This window comes from Lentisphaera marina (assembly GCF_028745505.1).
Lineage (GTDB): Bacteria > Verrucomicrobiota > Lentisphaeria > Lentisphaerales > Lentisphaeraceae > Lentisphaera > Lentisphaera marina.
In genome coordinates this window covers 367,366-383,546 of sequence record NZ_JAQZZL010000001.1, presented here as the reverse complement: position 1 = coordinate 383,546, position 16,181 = coordinate 367,366, and the positions used below count along the sequence as shown (strand labels likewise).

Here is a 16,181-nt window from a genome sequence, read left to right as displayed (position 1 = left end):
CTTAAATTTAGTATTTTAAAACCGTTGCACCCCAAGTGAAGCCGCCGCCAAAAGCGACAAATACCAAGATTTGTCCACGCTTGAGTTCTCCACTGCGAGCTAATTCGTCGAGGGCGATGGGGATAGTGGCGGCAGAGGTGTTGCCATATTTCTGTACATTGACAAAAACTTTTTCACTATTGATGCCAATTTTATCGCCTACGGCACTAATGATTCTTACGTTGGCTTGGTGGGGGATGAGCCAGTCAATATCATCAACACTTAAGTTGATTTCTTCGAGGGCTTTTTTGACTGAATTCGCCATGTTGGTAACCGCGAGCTTGAAGACTTCACGTCCCTGCATTTGTAGGTAGCGACCCGGATCATCTAAATTCTCTGCAGTTGCAGGAGTCGCAGATCCACCAATAGCTGTGTGCAGAAGTTCTTCGTGTGTGCCATCTGAAGCAAGGATAGAGTTGAGTAGTGAATTATCTTTTTCTTCAACGCTCTCAAGAATTGCGGCTCCCGCACCATCGCCAAATAAAACACAGGTGTTGCGATCTGACCAATTTACTTGCGAGCTCAGTTTTTCAGCACCAATAACTAAGGCGTTTTTGTAGTTTCCGCAACGAAGCATAGATGAAGCCACTTCCATTGCATAGACAAAACCAGTGCAGGCAGCTTCAATTGAAAAGCAGGCAGCGTTTTTAGCGCCAATTTTTCTTTGTAAAATGGTGGCTGTATTAGGGAAGGGTTTGTCTGGTGAAAGTGTAGCCACAATAATTAAGTCGAGGTCTTCCGCTGTCAGTCCAGCGTCGTCTAAAGCGTTTTGTGCGGCAGGGACACAGAGGTCGGATGTCGCTTGATCGTCTGCAGCGATGTGGCGCTGTTCAATTCCCGTGCGTGTCACAATCCATTCGTGGGAAGTTTCGACTTTTTCCGCTAAGTCATCATTAGTGACGATGTTCTCAGGAGCGTATTTGCCTGTGCCAATAATTTTAATGCCTTTCATCTTAAGCCTCCTGTTCAATTCCTGCGATGATTTGTTTATTGATTTCTTTTAATGTGAGTTCGTGGGCTACTTTTAGGGCATTTTTCAGTGCGTATGCATCTGAACTGCCGTGGGCTTTGATGAAAATCCCATTGACGCCAAGAAGTGGAGCTCCACCTGTGGCGCGTGAATCGGTTTTTTCTTTGAGTTCATCAAAAGCGCCTTTCGAGAGGGCGTAACCTACTTTTCGAACTTGCTTTTTCTTGATATTCTTTTTGAGCATGCCAGAGATGCCTTTGGCAATGCCTTCACAACTTTTTAGTACTAGGTTGCCGATGAATCCATCGCACACAACAACATCAACTTTATCTTTGAAGAGGTCAGTGCCTTCTACATTGCCAATGAAGTTGTAATCGTTTTCTTTGAGAAGTTTAAAAGTTGCTTTGGTGACTTCGTTCCCCTTTCCATCTTCACTACCATTTGAAAATAAGCCGACTCGTGGTGATTCGAGTTCCAGGATTGCCTTGGCGTAAATTTCTCCCATGATGGAGAATTGATTAAGCATTTCGGGCTTGGAATCTACGTTGGCGCCGGAGTCTAAGAGCACAAATTTGCCTTCGGGAGCAGGGATGACAGTGGCAATTGCTGGGCGGTCAATGCCTGGGAGGCGTCCTAGTTTAAGGACACAACAGGCGACAGAGGCGCCTGTGTTTCCAGCGGATACTAATGCATCGGCTTCGCCTTCTTTAACCAATTTAACGGCTATGGCGATGGAGGAATCTTTTTTACCGCGGATGGCGGCTGTGGGAGGGTCATCCATAGTGACAACTTCACTACTGTGGACGATAGAAAATCGTGCGAGATCAACTTTATATTTGTCGAGCTCGGCTTTGATGAGGGATTCATCCCCGACGAGTTTGAATGAAACGTCGGCGGGGATTTCCTCTAGAGCCTGGACGGCTCCGGAGATAATTTCCTGTGGAGCATTATCTCCGCCCATTGCGTCAAGCGCAATGATCATGCTATCTAGTTGCCAGCTTCGATTACTTGGCGACCGTTGTAAGAGCCACAAGAGCTGCAAACGCGGTGTGGTACACGAGGAGCGCCACAATCGCATAGTTGAGTTTGGATACCTTTCCAAGCGTAAGATGCTTTGCGCTGACGCTTTTTCATCTTAGATGTTTTTCTTTTTGGCTGTGCCATGTTATTTCCCTTGTCTTAACTTTAAAAAATTAGTCAAAATTTAGATTGTCTAAAATATTGTCAAAAGAGCCACCGTTATCCGGTTTTGAGCATTGGCAGCTCTCTTTATTGAGGTTCGCACCACATCCTGGGCATAATCCTTCGCAGTCATCACTGCACAGGTAGTGTTGCGGAAAAGTGAGGAGTATATCCTCACGTATGTATTCTGTCAAATCAATAATGTCCGGACAGTTTTCAATATGATGACAAATTTCTTCGGACTCAAGATGATGAGTGAAGTCTGAGTTACAACGATCGCAATTACATTGCATATCGATGCTAGCTTGTCCCCTTATTAATAAGGTGTCCATTTGGTCAAGTAAACTGATATCGAGTTGAGCCTTTAGCGGGCCATAAGATTTTTCACGATAGGATTGCGGCAGCTCCAGTAAAGATGAGTCTACTTCATCTTGGAGCTTGAGGCCAAATTCGGGGATGTGAAATTTATTTATCTGTAGAGGATGAAGGGGCATGATATTTCTCCTTTAAGGCACTGGCGATAATGGGGGGGACAAACTTATCAATGTCACCACCCAAGCGAGCGATTTCGCGAATCATTCTTGAAGAAACAAAAGAAGTTTCTGGGCTCGGCATTAAAAAAACAGTTTCGCATTTGGGGTTGAGGTCACGATTCATCATGGCCATGTGTATTTCGTATTCAAAGTCAGAAATCGAACGTAGGCCTCGCACCACGGCGCAGGCATCAAAGCTATTGAGGGCATCGACTAAGAGGCCGCTAATTGAATGGACTTCAATGTTGGGGAGGTGTTTGCAAATCTCTCTTATGTGGGAGCTGCGCTCATCCAGTGTGAAGTGAGCTTGCTTAGAGGCGTTGACGGCGACGAGCACAATGAGTTTATCAAAGAGCTTTGCAGCTCTTTCAATAACATCTAAATGACCAAAAGTCAGGGGATCAAAAGATCCGGGATAGATGGCGATTTTTTCATCAGACATTTTAAGTTATTCCAAATTGCTTCAGTCGACGATGCAGTGTGCGGCGACTCATGCCAAGGCGTTCTGCTGCAAGGGTGCGATTGTTGTTAGATTCTTTGAGGGCCTTCAAAATAAGGACTTTTTCATTTTCTGCCACGTCAAGTGCTTTGTCTTTTTCTTCTATTTTTGTTTGTGTACTCAATTGTTGATCACCGAGTAAGACATGATCGGGCAAGTTGGGGAGGTCAATGTATTCCTGATGGGAGAGAACTGCCATGCGCTCGACCACATTGCGGAGTTCGCGAACATTGCCGGGCCAATCATAAGTGCACAAGCGCGACATCGCATCGGCTGTGAAACCTTTGACATTTAATTGATTATCACTTACTGAGGCAATCAGCCAGTGTTGGAGTAAGGCAGGGATGTCTTCTCGACGCTCTCTTAAGGGGGGGAGCTCTACGTTGATTACATCGAGTCGATAATAAAGGTCTTCGCGGAATTCACCGGCTTGGACCATTTTGCGAAGGTCGCGATTGGTGGCCGCTATGAGGCGCACGTCTGAATAAAGTGTTTCGCTACCGCCGACTCGTTCAAAGGAGCGACTCTCAAGGATGCGCAAAAGTTTAACTTGCGTGGTGGCATCAATTTCGCCGATTTCATCGAGAAACAGAGTTCCGCCATCCGCGGCTTCAAAACGTCCAATGCGTTTTTCGTTAGCACCAGTAAAAGAACCTTTTTCATGGCCAAAGAGTTCACTTTCAAAAAGATTGGCATTTAAAGCCGCACAATGGACAGCAATGAAAGCTTTGTTGGCACGAGTACTCGCAGCGTGAATGGCTTTGGCAATGACTTCTTTACCCGTGCCACTCTCACCAGTGATAAGCACAGATGAACGTGCAGGGGCAATTTGTTGAACAGTGCGCAAAACTTTTTCCATAAGCATAGATTTATAGATGATCTGTGGTGAATTTTCCGAGCCCTTGTTGGCTTGACTTCTGGCAGGCAATTGCGCATTGCTAGTTTTGTTGGTACTTGGAAGTTGTAGGCTGTGGCCATTTTCAACCGCAGTTTTTAGGACGCCATCAAGGTCGTCGAGTCGAAAGGGTTTGGTGATAAAGTCATAAGCACCCGCTTTGACGGCATCGACCACAGTTTCCGTTTCGTTGTAGGCACTCATAACGATAGCAGGAACTTCGGGGCGAATATTTTTTAGCTTGCGGAGCAGTTCTATGCCACTCATGCCAGGCATTTTGACGTCGGTTAAAATGATGTCGATGGGATTTTCTTCAAAGATTGTAATCGCTTCTTTGCCATTGGCCGCAGTAAAGGTCTCCCATTCATATTTGAGGGCGCGGGCTAAGCCTTGGCAGGTGTGGATCTCATCATCAACGATTAATATATTTTTCTTATTCATCTGAAATCTCTTGATTGTTTTTTGTGCTTATCATGCGAATTCGTTTTCCGAGGCGTGGCAAGGATATTGTAAGGATGGTGCCTTTATCTTCGGCAGAGCTAATGTCGAGTCGTCCACCATGTTCACGGATGATTTTTTCGACAATAAAAATGCCTAAGCCTGTGCCGCTATGGCGATCGCTTTTATAGGAGTTGAAAATTTTTCCGATCTTATTGAGTTCAATTCCACCACCATTGTCGGCAAAACTGACATGCAGGAAATCATCGTCGCCAGTACAGATTAAGGCGAGCTTCCCTCCTTGCGGCATGGCTTGAATAGCATTTTTCATGATATTGAAAAAGGCCTGTTTGAGTTGTGTTTCATCACCTTCAATAGAAGGTGTGCGCTCGGGGATGGAAATTTCGAGCTCAATATTACGTTCTTCGATTTCTTTGGTCATGAACTCGATGGCCTCACGTAAAATAGAACTCAATTCAATGGGGTTCATTTCGGGTTTATCTGATCGTAAAGCTCCGAGGAATTGACGTATAATCGTATCGAGGCGTTGAATTTCTCCCGACGCAACATTGAGCAAGTCTCTAGCTTCAGTGCCTTCATCGCCATCGACTTGTTTCATCAAGCGCCCAAGAAGTTGCAGGTGGATATTTAAACTATTGAGTGGATTCCCCAATTCATGAGCAACACCTGCGGCAAGCATGGTGAGTAAGCGCACTTGCTCGCTTTCGTTTTGCGTTTGACTTTGATTATGTAAGTCAGTGTTATCGTGAATGACAATGATGTAGCCATCAATTTCACTTTGTTGCACAATGGTGCAAATGAGATGGCGAAATTCAGGGTAAGAGATCTCAATTTCTTGGCGTTTGAAACCATTTTCGGAAGGAATCATTTCTTGGATTTTGAGTTCGGGGACAAATTTTGAAAGGGCTTGGCCTTTGGCATCACTGGTGAGACCCAAGAGTTCCAAGGCAGCCTGATTGTGATAAGTGATGTCGTAAGCCTCGTCTAATACGACAATGCCTTCTCGGATCGTGTTGAATATCGTATCGAGAGAGCTTTTTTCACGTACGAGGTGTAGTAGGAAAGATTGCTCTTCCCCAAGTTCCGAGTGCTTGAGTCTCTCGCTCAAACGATCAATAATATCTGCTTTCATTTGGCACCAAAAAATTAATTTGGCTACTTTAGCACACCTTACGGCAAATGCCCAAAAAATCTGTGTTCACTTGCATTACAAAACCCTAGAATTATACTTTTAAAAAGAATTAATTTGGAAGTGTTTTCTTCATGGCTGCATTTATTCGCCCCTTCATCATCATTTGTTTGAGTTTTATTATTGCCCACAATACAACTTATTCCTGTGGTTTTTATACGACTCATGAACATGAAGAAGAGCATGAAGACGAAGAATACGAGCGCCTTGCAGAAGAGTAATTATGAAAACGTTTCTACGACCCTTATTCATTATTTGTCTTACCTTTCTCTTTGTAAGTACTACGTCTTGTTCATGTAAGATGTATACCTTTAGCGAAGAAGAGGAAGAGGAGCGCAAGAACGAAATTGAAGAATATGAACGCGTTGCTGAAGAGTAAATTCCCTCCTCTCTACACTCTCCCCATTTTGAGTTTGATTTTTATTGCCATTTTTCAATTGGTGATGAGTAACTTTGATGTCCTAAGTCCGTGGAAAGGTGGCGGTTTTGGGATGTTCTCTAGTTTGAAAAACCCTGGTATGCGTCGCGTCACTGTAAAAGTCAATTTTGCGGATGGTCAAAGTAAGTGGGTGTCATCCAAGCAGTTTTCAAAGATGGCATCTTATGATCAGTTGAGAGCCTTCCCCAAAGAGGCTAAGCTCAAAGATTTTATAGAAGAGCTTCAATTATTAAAGTGGAAACACCGCCACGGTGATGCAGAAACTTTTGTGCGCATTAATTCTACAGGTGAAAATGCCAAGAGTATAGAAGTTGGTGTTGCAGAACTTGTCTATGAAAAAGGGACTGTGACCTCCAAAGAACTTTTGACTTATAAGTGGGTGAAGCCATGACAATGCTATTGCGAATGTCGCTCTTATTGGCTTTGTTGGCGGCGGCACCCAAGGGGCATGTGGCGGCGGCTTTTCATTGCCTAGTCTTGTTAGCACTCTTTTTTCCCAAGTTGGGTAAAAACCATGACTTCTGGTTGGCGATTACTTCATTGCAGGTCTTTGCCATATTTTTTAGTTGGGGCAGTAGTGACAATCATAAGTACCTGATTGCCTATTGGTTTTTAACTTTGTATTTAGCCTTCTTATTCACCAAGAATAATAAACAAGCATGTGTGGATTTTTGTAGTCAGTCGGCACGCTACCTCATAGCAGGGGCAATGCTCTTTGCGGTTGTCGCAAAGTTGATTCATGGCGATTATATAAATGGTGATTTTTTCCGCTATACTTTGTTAATGGATGGGCGCTTCAAGGTGTTTACGATCTTGTTTACGAGTGTGGATAAAACGATTTTAGATGCTAATGGAGAGGCAATGAAATTGATGCGGGATTCGCAAGGCCTCAGTATGACTCTGCAGGGTCTAAAAGAAGTCAATGCCTTGGCAATTTTCTTGACGTGGTGGACCGTTTTGATTGAAGCCTTGATTGGGATTTTGTTTCTTTGGAATAAAAAGCCGGTTTTGACCCATGCCTGTTTAATTGTCTTTATGATTACGACTTATTCTGTAGCAACCGTGACTGGCTTTTCTCTCATTCTTTGTTGCCTGGCTTATGCTCATGCTCTGAAGCAAGATTTTGATCCAAGAATTAGATTATTCTATCCCTGTTTTTTTGCCTTCACTTTTGTCTTAGGTTTATCCTTGGGAGAAATCTTATAGACCTTGAGCTAAGTGGCCTGTTTTGACTAGGATGAGAGTTTCTTGTTCTGCTCTGGGGTGATGTTGGCTATTGTGGGGATTCCTGAGCCAAGTGTACTTTGGGTAAGATCCATGTTCGTCGATGAATTCACCATCGATGACAAAAATCTCTTCCCCACCGAGGTGACGGTGAGGCTGAAAAACTTCATTTTTTGGCCATTTGACGAGGGCAGTATTTTGTCCCGCAAAATTGTGTAGGGGCATGACTTGTAGATTGCCGGAGCCCGGGAGCCAATCAGTTTGATGGGTATTAATTCGCAGGAAGTCTTTGTCATCTGAATGAAATTGATTGAGCTTTACAAAGATGACGCAACCTTCATGACTGAAGGGCTTATGCTTACTTCCAGGGGGATTGCGAATGTAAGTGCCTGGACCAAAATCACCAGTTTCGTCTGAAAAGGTTCCTTCGAGAACAAAAATCTCTTCGCCAAGAGGGTGACTGTGTTCATTGAAATATGACTTAGCTTCGTATTTTACGATACTCGTCACATGGCCATGCTCAGCCGCTTCTCGTTCTAAAGGCTTGCGGTAAACTCCTGCCAGAGGACTCTCGAGCCAATCTTGTTGATCCCAAAGGATGACCGATCTGGTATTGAAATTCATGTTGAGCATTGAGCAGGCTCCTTATGGGGTTTACTTAAGGATTAACTTTGATCGGAACTGGGGATTTTTCAAGTTTGTTTATTGAAGCGAAGTAAAGCTGAACTAGACTTTATCTTATAGGATTATTTTTTAATAGTGAGAAGAGAAGTTCATGCTTAAAAATCGAGTTAAAGAATTCGAAAAATTACTTTCTTGGTCGAGTGAAAATTATGCTCACTTACCCTGGCGTACTGAAGTGCGGGATTTGTATCGTGTTTTGGTCTCTGAAGTGATGTTACAACAGACGACGGTGGCTACGGTTTTGCCTCGCTATGAGAGTTTTTTTGAGCAATTTCCCACTTTAGCGGATCTCGCAAATGCGGAGGAAAATGACCTGGCTTTAGCATGGAAGGGTTTGGGCTACTATCGTCGCGCTCAAAACCTCTATAAAGCAGTCAATATGATTCATCAATCGGGAGGTGAATTTCCCCAAGGTGAAGAAAAGCTACAGCAAGTTCCCGGTGTTGGCCCCTATACGGCGGCAGCACTTACTGCCATAGGAAGGAATGAACTAGCTTTAGCAGTCGATGGAAATCTACAAAGGGTATTGAGTCGTTATTTCTTGATAGAAGTTGAGCAGGGACCAAAGTTACAAAAAGCAGTTCATTCATTGATACAAAACAAAAGTTTTGCTAAAACTCTTGAGCATTGCGGACCTCGCAAATTTAATGAAGCCCTCATGGATTTGGGGCGGACGATTTGCAAAGCGCGCAATCCTAAATGTGGGGAATGTCCCTTAGCGGATTCCTGTGAAGCCCTAAAGGTGCAGAAAACTGATTGTATTCCGGTGAAAACCGCCAAGAAGAAAGTAGCCATTTCCGAGCTTAAATTGCTTCGTTTTTTAATCAAAAATAAGCAGGGTGAGCTGCTGTTTTACAAGAAACGCAAAGGCGAATGGCTCAAGGATCAATGGGAATTACCAACGGCCATCATAGAATCGGAGGACAAAGACCTTAAGCAATACCCCTTTGCGGAAGTTGCAAATTATTCCTCCCAGCAAATTACTACTGCGATAACGCGCTATCGCATTCGCAATCATTGGAAAGCTATGGATGAGCTCGATTTTCGTGATTTAGGTATTTTAAATGACCGCGATTTTACCTTCTTAGCTTGGGATAAAACGCAAGAACATATTTCTACGGCAAGTGAGAAAGTTTTAAATCACTTGAATGAGCAAGCGTAATGAATCATATAACTGATTCACTAAAAGAAAAGTTTGGCTTCGATGGCTTTCGTGAAGGTCAGCAAGAAACTATCGGACAATTACTAGAGGGTAAGAGTAGTTTAGCCATTTTCCCCACGGGGTCGGGTAAGTCATTGTGTTATCAATTGGCGGCATTGCATCTGCCTAAGCTGACTCTGGTAGTCTCGCCTTTGCTAGCTTTGATCAAGGACCAAGTCGACTTTTTACATTCGAAGAGAATAGCGGCTGCGAGTATTGACTCAACACAAACATTTGATCAGCAGCGTGTGACTCTAGAAGGTATTCGTCGTGGCGAAATTAAGATTCTCATGGTGTCGGTTGAGCGTTTCAAAAATGAACGCTTTCGAAGCTTTATTGAGGGAGTTGAGCTTTCCATGCTCGTGGTTGATGAAGCTCACTGTATTTCGGAATGGGGGCATAATTTTCGTCCCGATTACCTCAAATTACCCGAGTATAGGAATCAATTTAAAATCCCCTTGGTCCTACTGCTAACGGCGACTGCGACGCGAGAAGTGAAAGAGGATATGTGCCGCAAGTTTTCTATTGATTCAGCAAACGTGGTTCAAACTGGTTTCTACCGCAAGAATTTGGATTTGACTGTTTTGCCGATTGCGCAAAATCAAAAGTTAAATCATTTGAGTGAGCTTTTACGAGGCAAGAGCGGAGCAGGAATCGTCTATGTGACCTTGCAACACAGTGCCGAAGAAGTCGCAGGCTATTTATCTGAGCAAGGCATAAATGCGGTGGCATATCATGCTGGTTTGGGTAATGATAAGCGTCAAATGATTCAAAATCAGTTTATGCAGAGTCAAGATCAAGTTATTGTTGCCACCATAGCTTTTGGCATGGGGATTGATAAAGCAGATATTCGCTTTGTGATCCATTATGATTTACCCAAGTCAATTGAAAATTATAGTCAAGAGATTGGGCGTGCGGGGCGCGATGGTTTAGCATCGCAATGCATTACTTTAGCCAATTTAGATGGTTTAAATACGGTTGAGAATTTTGTTTACGGCGATACTCCCGAGTTAAGCGGCGTCGACCATGTCATTCAGACAATTAAAAAGGAGACGGCGCAGGGACGCTGGGAAGTTCAGCTCAACACTCTTTCTAATGCCAGCAATATTCGTCAGCTCCCCTTAAAAACTCTCCTGGTGCAATTGGAGTTACTTGGCGTAATCAAATCGCTCTTTTCTTATTACGCGGATTTTCGTTTTAGATTTAATTTGGATGAAAATGAAATCTTAAACAAATTTCAGGGCGAAAGACAAACTTTCCTCAAGAATATTTTTCAGTCGGCTTCGCGAAAGCGCGTTTGGTGTGAACCAAATTTTCAGCAGGCCGGAGCTGATCGTAATCGCATGGTGACGGCGCTGGAGTATTTACATGAAAAGAACTGGATTATTCTTGAGAGTAAAAAAATTACTGATGTCTATCAAGTCAATGAGCAAGCCATTCAAGATAGCAATTTAGCGACTTCTTTATCGGAATATTTCCACAATAAAGAATTGAGCGAGATTAAACGAATTGCCAATTTAGTAAAGTTTTTTGAAACAGATAAATGCTTGAGCCTTTCTTTGGCGAAGTACTTTGATGATCATCAAAACCTGCAGTCATGCGGTCATTGCAGTGTTTGTCGCGGACAAGTGGCCGAATTGCAGTATTCGCAAAATAATCCTGAACCGCACCCTGATGAACTGCAGTCTTACCTAAGTGATTTTCGCAAAAAGTTCCCACAGGGAGGACAGTATAACTTTAGCCAAGAATTATTCTGTCGTTTTTTAGCAGGCATTAAAGTACCGGCCTTTAGTCGCAATAAAGTGCAATCACTGCCCGGCTTTGCGACTTGTGAGAAACTGACTTATGAGGAGATACGAAATTTAGTGAAGGCAATTATTTGAAATAAGCCTTTACTTTCATGCTCTCTAGCGACGATTTATTAATTTAGTTACTTAAGAAAATTTCAATATAAATTGGTGTAATTTTTTTTCGTGACTTTATACCCTTTGTTTCCTAACAAAAACCAAAGGATACAAAAATGAAAACTAAATTTGATCACTTTTATAATTTAATGATAAACACCCTATTTTTACAAGGGAAAGCTAAAAAGACTAGGGATTCCTATCTAAGGGCTCTGCGAAGAATCAATAAGTTATGTCCCATCAGTTTGGATGAAATTGATGAAGATGATTTAAAACAATATTTTCTACAGCTTTTGAAAAATTATTCCATGCCAACCGTTAAGGGAGATCGTTGTGGCTTAAGCTTTTTTTATGAATACGTTTTATTTCGCGAGTTTAATTGGAGCAAAATTATTCGTATAAAAGTTGTCCATAAGTTGCCAAGTGTTTTGAGCCAAAATGAAGTGGCAATGGTTTTGGGATATGTAAAAAGGTGGCGACATCGCGTTTGTTTAACGGTGATTTATAGCATGGGGCTAAGGATTAGCGAAGCACTCAATATGCGACCAAGTGATATTTGCGTTGATCGCAAAGTCCTACACATTAGAAATAGTAAGGGTTGTCGAGACCGTTTAGTTCCACTTCCGGAATTAAGCATGCAAATGATTAATGACTTTTGGCTCAGCCATCGCAGTCCGGATTATATTTTTCCGCAAATAAGAGATAAATCAAATATGGTGAATATAAGTAAGCCCATGTATATAGGTGCAGTGCAAGGAGCGTTTCGTTTAGCGGTTCAGAAAAGTGGTATTATGAAACGAGTAAGTGTGCATAATTTAAGACATAGTTACGCAACTCATCTTATGGAATCAGGTGTTCCTATTATGGCGATTCAAGAAGTTTTAGGGCATCGAGATATAAAGACAACAATGATTTACACACGATTAACGGAAGTTATTTATGAAAACCGTTATGACCAAATACGTAGGCTGATGTCACCCTTGAGTTTTTTGAATAATTCATCAAATGAAATTTTAAATTTATCTTCATATGGGTCTCATGAATTTAAGCTTTTAAGCGAGAATAAAAGTAATTACAGCGGTGATTGATGGCTTTAACGATGTTTTGGACGAGATTATTAAGTCGAGTTATTCAAAAAGAGAAAGATTTAGATTTTTTTGCGAATTGAGTTAAAAAGTCCGTCCTGGGATCTGTTCAATAGATGTTTAGATTTGGTCGTAGAAATTTAGTATAATCAAAAACTTGGAGTTAAAAATGAAAAAACTGTTCGCCTTATTCTTGTTGATTAATTGTGCGATATACGCAAAGCCCATGAATTTTGTCTTTATTCTCGCAGATGATTTGGGTATAAAAGACCTGGGTGCAGAAGGTAGTACTTTTTACGAGACACCAAATCTCGATGGCTTAGCTAAGAGCTCGGCGCGCTTTACTGATGGTTATTCGACTTGCCAAGTTTGTAGTCCCTCAAGAGCTAGTATTATGCTTGGTCAATACCCCGCTACACATGGGATTACAGAATATATTGGAGCTGCATCGGGCTTGGCTTGGAAGCGCAATACTAAAGTGATGCCGGCTGAATATGTGCGAGCTTTACCAGCTGAAGATGTGACCATTGCCGAAGCCATGAAAGCGGCTGGTTATAAGACGTTCTTTACGGGTAAATGGCACCTTGGTGGCAAAGGCTCTTATCCGGAAGATCATGGCTTTGATGTCAACATAGGTGGCTATGAAAAGGGTGGGCCTTATGGTAATGGAAAAGTGGGTGGTTTTTTCTCGCCTTACGGCAATCCAAAAATGGAAGACGGACCAAAAGGGGAGAGTTTGAGTGTGCGTTTAGGAATGGAAACAGCTAAATTTATTGAAGCTAATAAGGATGAGAAATTTTTTGCTTACCTATCATTTTATGCCGTGCATGCTCCCATTCAGACGACGCATTCCCTGTGGGAAAAATATCGTGCGAAAGCCGAAAAGATGGGTTTGGTAGAAAACGATAAACGTTTTATTTTCGATCGTACACAGGCCGTTCGCCAAGTACAAGATAACCCGATTTATGCGGGTATGATGGAGAGCATGGATGAAGGCGTGGGCGTCGTTTTAAAGAAACTCAAAGAACTTGGTTTAGATAAGAATACGGTAGTGATTTTCACTTCTGATAATGGTGGAGTTTCCTCTGGTGATGCTTATGCAACATCATGTTTACCTCTTAGAGGAGGCAAGGGTCGCCAGTGGGAAGGCGGAATTCGCCAACCATTTTATATCCATGTCCCGGGAATTGCCGATGAAGAAAAGTTCATAGCTGTTCCCGCAACGGGCGCCGACTTTTATCCGACGATCTTAGACTTAGCGGGTTTGGAATTAAAACCGGAGCAGCATGTAGATGGTGTGAGTTTAAAAGCGGCGATGCAGGGGCAACCCATGCCTAAGCGAGATCTTTTTTGGCATTACCCGCACTACGGTAACCAAGGTGGCGAGCCCTCGTCAATTATACGTTCAGGTGATTGGAAGTTGATTCACTACTACGAGGATGGCCGTAAGGAACTCTATAAAATTAGTGATGATCTTGGTGAACAAAATGATTTGGCTTCTAGCCATCCTGAGAAAGCACAAGAATTGGCTAAAAAGCTCGACTCTTGGTTAGCTGAGAAGAAGGCGAAGTTCCCTCAAAAAGATCAACGCTATAAAGCAGAAGCAGCGCAAATGACTCTGAAGAATAAAGAGCAGAAGCAAATGCAAGCTTTAGAAAAATCTCATGCTCGTTACTTGGACAAGAACTATAAAGGAAATGGCAAACAGCGTTCTAATGGTTATTTGGAAATCCGTTAATTTTCAGGTACGATGGCAAGGCGTAAGCCTAAATTGTAGAGTCGACCGTCAGCGGAATACCAATCACGCTTGGCGAAGACGATACTGCAAGAAAATTTACTGCAAGATATTGCCAGTATAGCTGTCAAAGATTTGGCGGGACTTACAGGGGAGTCGGCGGCATTTTTTGAATATGATGGGAAAGAAATCAAATTGATTGCTAAATCTGAAGTCGCTAATTCATATCATTACCTAAAGCTTTTGAGTAGTGATGTGCACTCCCCTAATAATGCCTTCATCTATTCAATTCTACCCTTTATACCCACTCAAGAGAGCGATAGTTTTTTTGCAAAAAATGAATTAGTTTTTAATTTTGATGAAAGCTTGGTCAAGGATGACTTTGATGCGATTCGAGAAAAGAAATATTTTATCAGAAAAGAAAGATATGAACGGGCCGATATCACTCGAATTTGTGTCCCCGTGTTCGGTAAAGACAAAATAGTGGGCTCTGTGGGAGTGACAATTAATAGTCACAATGTTCACGCAGAAGATATGGAACAGATCTTGCAGCACTGTTTAGCGACTGCAAGATCTATTGAATATAAACTTTAATCTAGGATGGGAGCACTGCGCGTGCCATTGCGGTAGCTCTTTAGAAGATCTTTAAGCTCTTTAACAATTTCAGGATGTTGATCATAAACATTGCTTTTTTGCGAGAGGTCATTTTTTAAGTTGTAAAGAAGCCCAGGTGCTTTTCTGTTGATGGCATGGAAGCCATGTTTTTTGAGATATTCACTTTTAACCCCGGAATGGTGACCAGTAGATGTATCTAAAAGAACCCAATCGCCACGACGTATGGCATATATATCTTTTTTAGTATTTTGTACAGTGGCTTCACGCACGGGAGCCGAAGGTGTCTGACCCATGAAAATGTCGAGCATGTTGTAGCTATCGACAGCTTCATTTTCTTTTAAAGAAGCACCCGTAAGTTTTGCGAAACTCGCCATAAAGTCGACTTGGCTAATAGTTTCATTTGAGATTGTAGCTTTAATTTTGTTGGGCCAAGAGACAATAAAAGGTACACGGTGACCCCCTTCATATATATCGCGTTTTAAGCCTCTAAGTTCACCAGAACTTATATGTTGATGTTTGTCGGCACGTGAGTAGGCGTATTTTTCGGGGCCATTATCAGCAGTAAAAATGATGATTGTGTTGTCGTAGAGGTCTTTTTCTTTTAGTTTGTTGATGACTTGACCTGTGATCCAATCAATTTGATAAACAAAATCGCCGTAGGGACCCGCTTGTGATTTTCCGATAAATTCTTTATTGGGAATAATAGGAGCATGTGGACCAGGCAGGGCAAAGTAGAGAAAGAAGGCTTCGTCTTTTGTCTGTTGATCTAGGTACTCGAGAGTTTTGTTTGTCAGAGTGGGAAGTACTTCGTAGTGATCCCAATCTTTTACTGCTGGCCCAGGGCGGCATTCCCAGTTTCCTTCTGGTGGCTTGGTGTCTTTAAGGTCGAGCATAACCGTAGGAGTTTCAGTGACTTTATCGTTTTCGATCCAGCAGTAGGGAGGGAAGTTAATAACTCCATCACCAAAGTAATAATCAAAGCCAATGCTCAATGGGCCGCCAGGGATGGATTTTGACCAGTCAAAAGCTTCGGGCTTATAGGCGGATTTCTTACCAGCCTTTGTTTTGGCTTGCGGATCAATCATGATGGCTTTCCAATCAAAACCTAAATGCCATTTACCAATTGCGGCCGTCTTGTAGCCCTGTTGTTTAAGCATACGAGGCAAGGTCATTTCATTTTCTTTAAAGACAGATCCACCGAAAGAGTGCACTATTCCGTACATACGTCTCCAGTGATAATTACCTGTGAGTAGGGCTTAGCGACTGGGTGTACAAATCCCAGAGGAACTGTGACCATCATCAAAGCGCATGCCACTAGCAGCTAATGTATCTAGATGTGGTGTGGGGATTTTACTCTCTGGGTTCATGACAGAGATGTCGCCATGTCCCATGTCATCGGCATAAATGATTAGGATGTTAGGCTTTTCGAGAGCCAAAACTCCAAAGCCAAGAAAGCTTAAAGCTAAGAGGAATAATTTATTTTTCATTTTAGAATCCTATTTTTTTTTGTGGTCACAAAACACAATAC

Annotated in this window: 17 protein-coding genes and 1 pseudogene; 9 read left to right on the top strand and 9 right to left on the bottom strand. The window is 42.4% G+C overall.

What is annotated here, in order from left to right:
- Positions 1-7 precede the first annotated feature (7 nt).
- The 7 genes from PQO01_RS01645 to PQO01_RS01615 are packed head-to-tail and all read right to left on the bottom strand — an operon-like array spanning position 8 to position 5,709.
- Positions 8-991, bottom strand: a complete 984-nt coding sequence (locus PQO01_RS01645) for a beta-ketoacyl-ACP synthase III (protein ID WP_274312302.1) — start codon at positions 989-991, stop codon at positions 8-10.
- A gap of 1 nt (position 992) precedes the next feature.
- Positions 993-1,991: a phosphate acyltransferase PlsX gene (gene plsX, locus PQO01_RS01640; protein WP_274312301.1), complete on the bottom strand. Its 999-nt coding sequence runs from the start codon at positions 1,989-1,991 to the stop codon at positions 993-995.
- A 5-nt stretch (positions 1,992-1,996) separates the two neighbouring features.
- Positions 1,997-2,173: a 50S ribosomal protein L32 gene (rpmF, locus tag PQO01_RS01635; RefSeq protein ID WP_274312300.1), complete on the bottom strand. Its 177-nt coding sequence runs from the start codon at positions 2,171-2,173 to the stop codon at positions 1,997-1,999.
- A gap of 29 nt (positions 2,174-2,202) precedes the next feature.
- A complete protein-coding gene (locus tag PQO01_RS01630) occupies positions 2,203-2,685 on the bottom strand; it encodes a YceD family protein (protein WP_274312299.1) in 483 nt (160 codons plus the stop codon).
- Positions 2,657-3,166 (bottom strand): pantetheine-phosphate adenylyltransferase, encoded by a 510-nt coding sequence (coaD, locus tag PQO01_RS01625; RefSeq protein ID WP_274312298.1) that lies wholly within the window; start codon positions 3,164-3,166, stop codon positions 2,657-2,659. Before coaD ends, PQO01_RS01630 begins: the two co-directional genes overlap by 29 nt.
- A 1-nt stretch (position 3,167) precedes the next feature.
- Entirely contained in the window at positions 3,168-4,559 is a 1,392-nt protein-coding gene (locus PQO01_RS01620) for a sigma-54-dependent transcriptional regulator (protein ID WP_274312297.1), read from the bottom strand.
- A complete protein-coding gene (locus PQO01_RS01615) occupies positions 4,552-5,709 on the bottom strand; it encodes a sensor histidine kinase (protein WP_274312296.1) in 1,158 nt (385 codons plus the stop codon). Before PQO01_RS01615 ends, PQO01_RS01620 begins: the two co-directional genes overlap by 8 nt.
- A gap of 131 nt (positions 5,710-5,840) precedes the next feature.
- Here PQO01_RS01615 and PQO01_RS01610 point away from each other — a divergent pair, with 131 nt between their 5' ends.
- The 4 genes from PQO01_RS01610 to PQO01_RS01595 are packed head-to-tail and all read left to right on the top strand — an operon-like array spanning position 5,841 to position 7,411.
- The gene (locus PQO01_RS01610) at positions 5,841-5,987 is read left to right on the top strand and encodes a hypothetical protein (RefSeq protein ID WP_274312295.1); all 147 of its coding nucleotides are present in this window, start codon (positions 5,841-5,843) and stop codon (positions 5,985-5,987) included.
- A 2-nt stretch (positions 5,988-5,989) separates the two neighbouring features.
- A complete protein-coding gene (locus tag PQO01_RS01605) occupies positions 5,990-6,145 on the top strand; it encodes a hypothetical protein (protein ID WP_274312294.1) in 156 nt (51 codons plus the stop codon).
- Positions 6,123-6,596, top strand: a complete 474-nt coding sequence (locus tag PQO01_RS01600; protein WP_274312293.1) for a hypothetical protein — start codon at positions 6,123-6,125, stop codon at positions 6,594-6,596. The genes PQO01_RS01605 and PQO01_RS01600 overlap by 23 nt, the downstream gene beginning before the upstream one ends.
- Complete coding sequence (locus PQO01_RS01595) at positions 6,593-7,411, top strand: hypothetical protein (RefSeq protein WP_274312292.1); 819 nt, start codon at positions 6,593-6,595, stop codon at positions 7,409-7,411. Before PQO01_RS01600 ends, PQO01_RS01595 begins: the two co-directional genes overlap by 4 nt.
- Here PQO01_RS01595 and PQO01_RS01590 read toward each other — a convergent pair.
- Entirely contained in the window at positions 7,406-8,062 is a 657-nt protein-coding gene (locus PQO01_RS01590) for a cupin domain-containing protein (RefSeq protein ID WP_274312291.1), read from the bottom strand. The two genes, PQO01_RS01595 and PQO01_RS01590, sit on opposite strands and share 6 nt — an antisense overlap.
- Positions 8,063-8,204: 142 nt before the next feature.
- Between PQO01_RS01590 and PQO01_RS01585 the strand changes: the two genes are divergently transcribed.
- The 5 genes from PQO01_RS01585 to PQO01_RS01565 all read left to right on the top strand — a co-directional run bounded on the left by PQO01_RS01585 (position 8,205) and on the right by PQO01_RS01565 (position 14,632).
- On the top strand, positions 8,205-9,275 hold the full coding sequence (locus tag PQO01_RS01585) for an A/G-specific adenine glycosylase (protein WP_274312290.1): 1,071 nt from the start codon (positions 8,205-8,207) through the stop codon (positions 9,273-9,275).
- Complete coding sequence (locus PQO01_RS01580; protein ID WP_274312289.1) at positions 9,275-11,197, top strand: RecQ family ATP-dependent DNA helicase; 1,923 nt, start codon at positions 9,275-9,277, stop codon at positions 11,195-11,197. The genes PQO01_RS01585 and PQO01_RS01580 overlap by 1 nt, the downstream gene beginning before the upstream one ends.
- Positions 11,198-11,334: 137 nt before the next feature.
- Positions 11,335-12,306, top strand: a complete 972-nt coding sequence (locus PQO01_RS01575) for a tyrosine-type recombinase/integrase (protein WP_274312288.1) — start codon at positions 11,335-11,337, stop codon at positions 12,304-12,306.
- A 166-nt stretch (positions 12,307-12,472) separates the two neighbouring features.
- Positions 12,473-14,041, top strand: coding sequence for a sulfatase (locus PQO01_RS01570; RefSeq protein WP_274312287.1), 1,569 nt, complete (start codon positions 12,473-12,475; stop codon positions 14,039-14,041).
- Positions 14,042-14,110: 69 nt separating this feature from the next.
- Positions 14,111-14,632: an IclR family transcriptional regulator C-terminal domain-containing protein gene (locus tag PQO01_RS01565; RefSeq protein ID WP_274312286.1), complete on the top strand. Its 522-nt coding sequence runs from the start codon at positions 14,111-14,113 to the stop codon at positions 14,630-14,632.
- Here the strand turns inward: PQO01_RS01565 and PQO01_RS01555 are convergent.
- Positions 14,629-16,140 (bottom strand): annotated as a pseudogene (locus PQO01_RS01555) (sulfatase family protein). The gene PQO01_RS01565 and the pseudogene PQO01_RS01555 overlap by 4 nt on opposite strands.
- Positions 16,141-16,181: the final 41 nt, after the last annotated feature.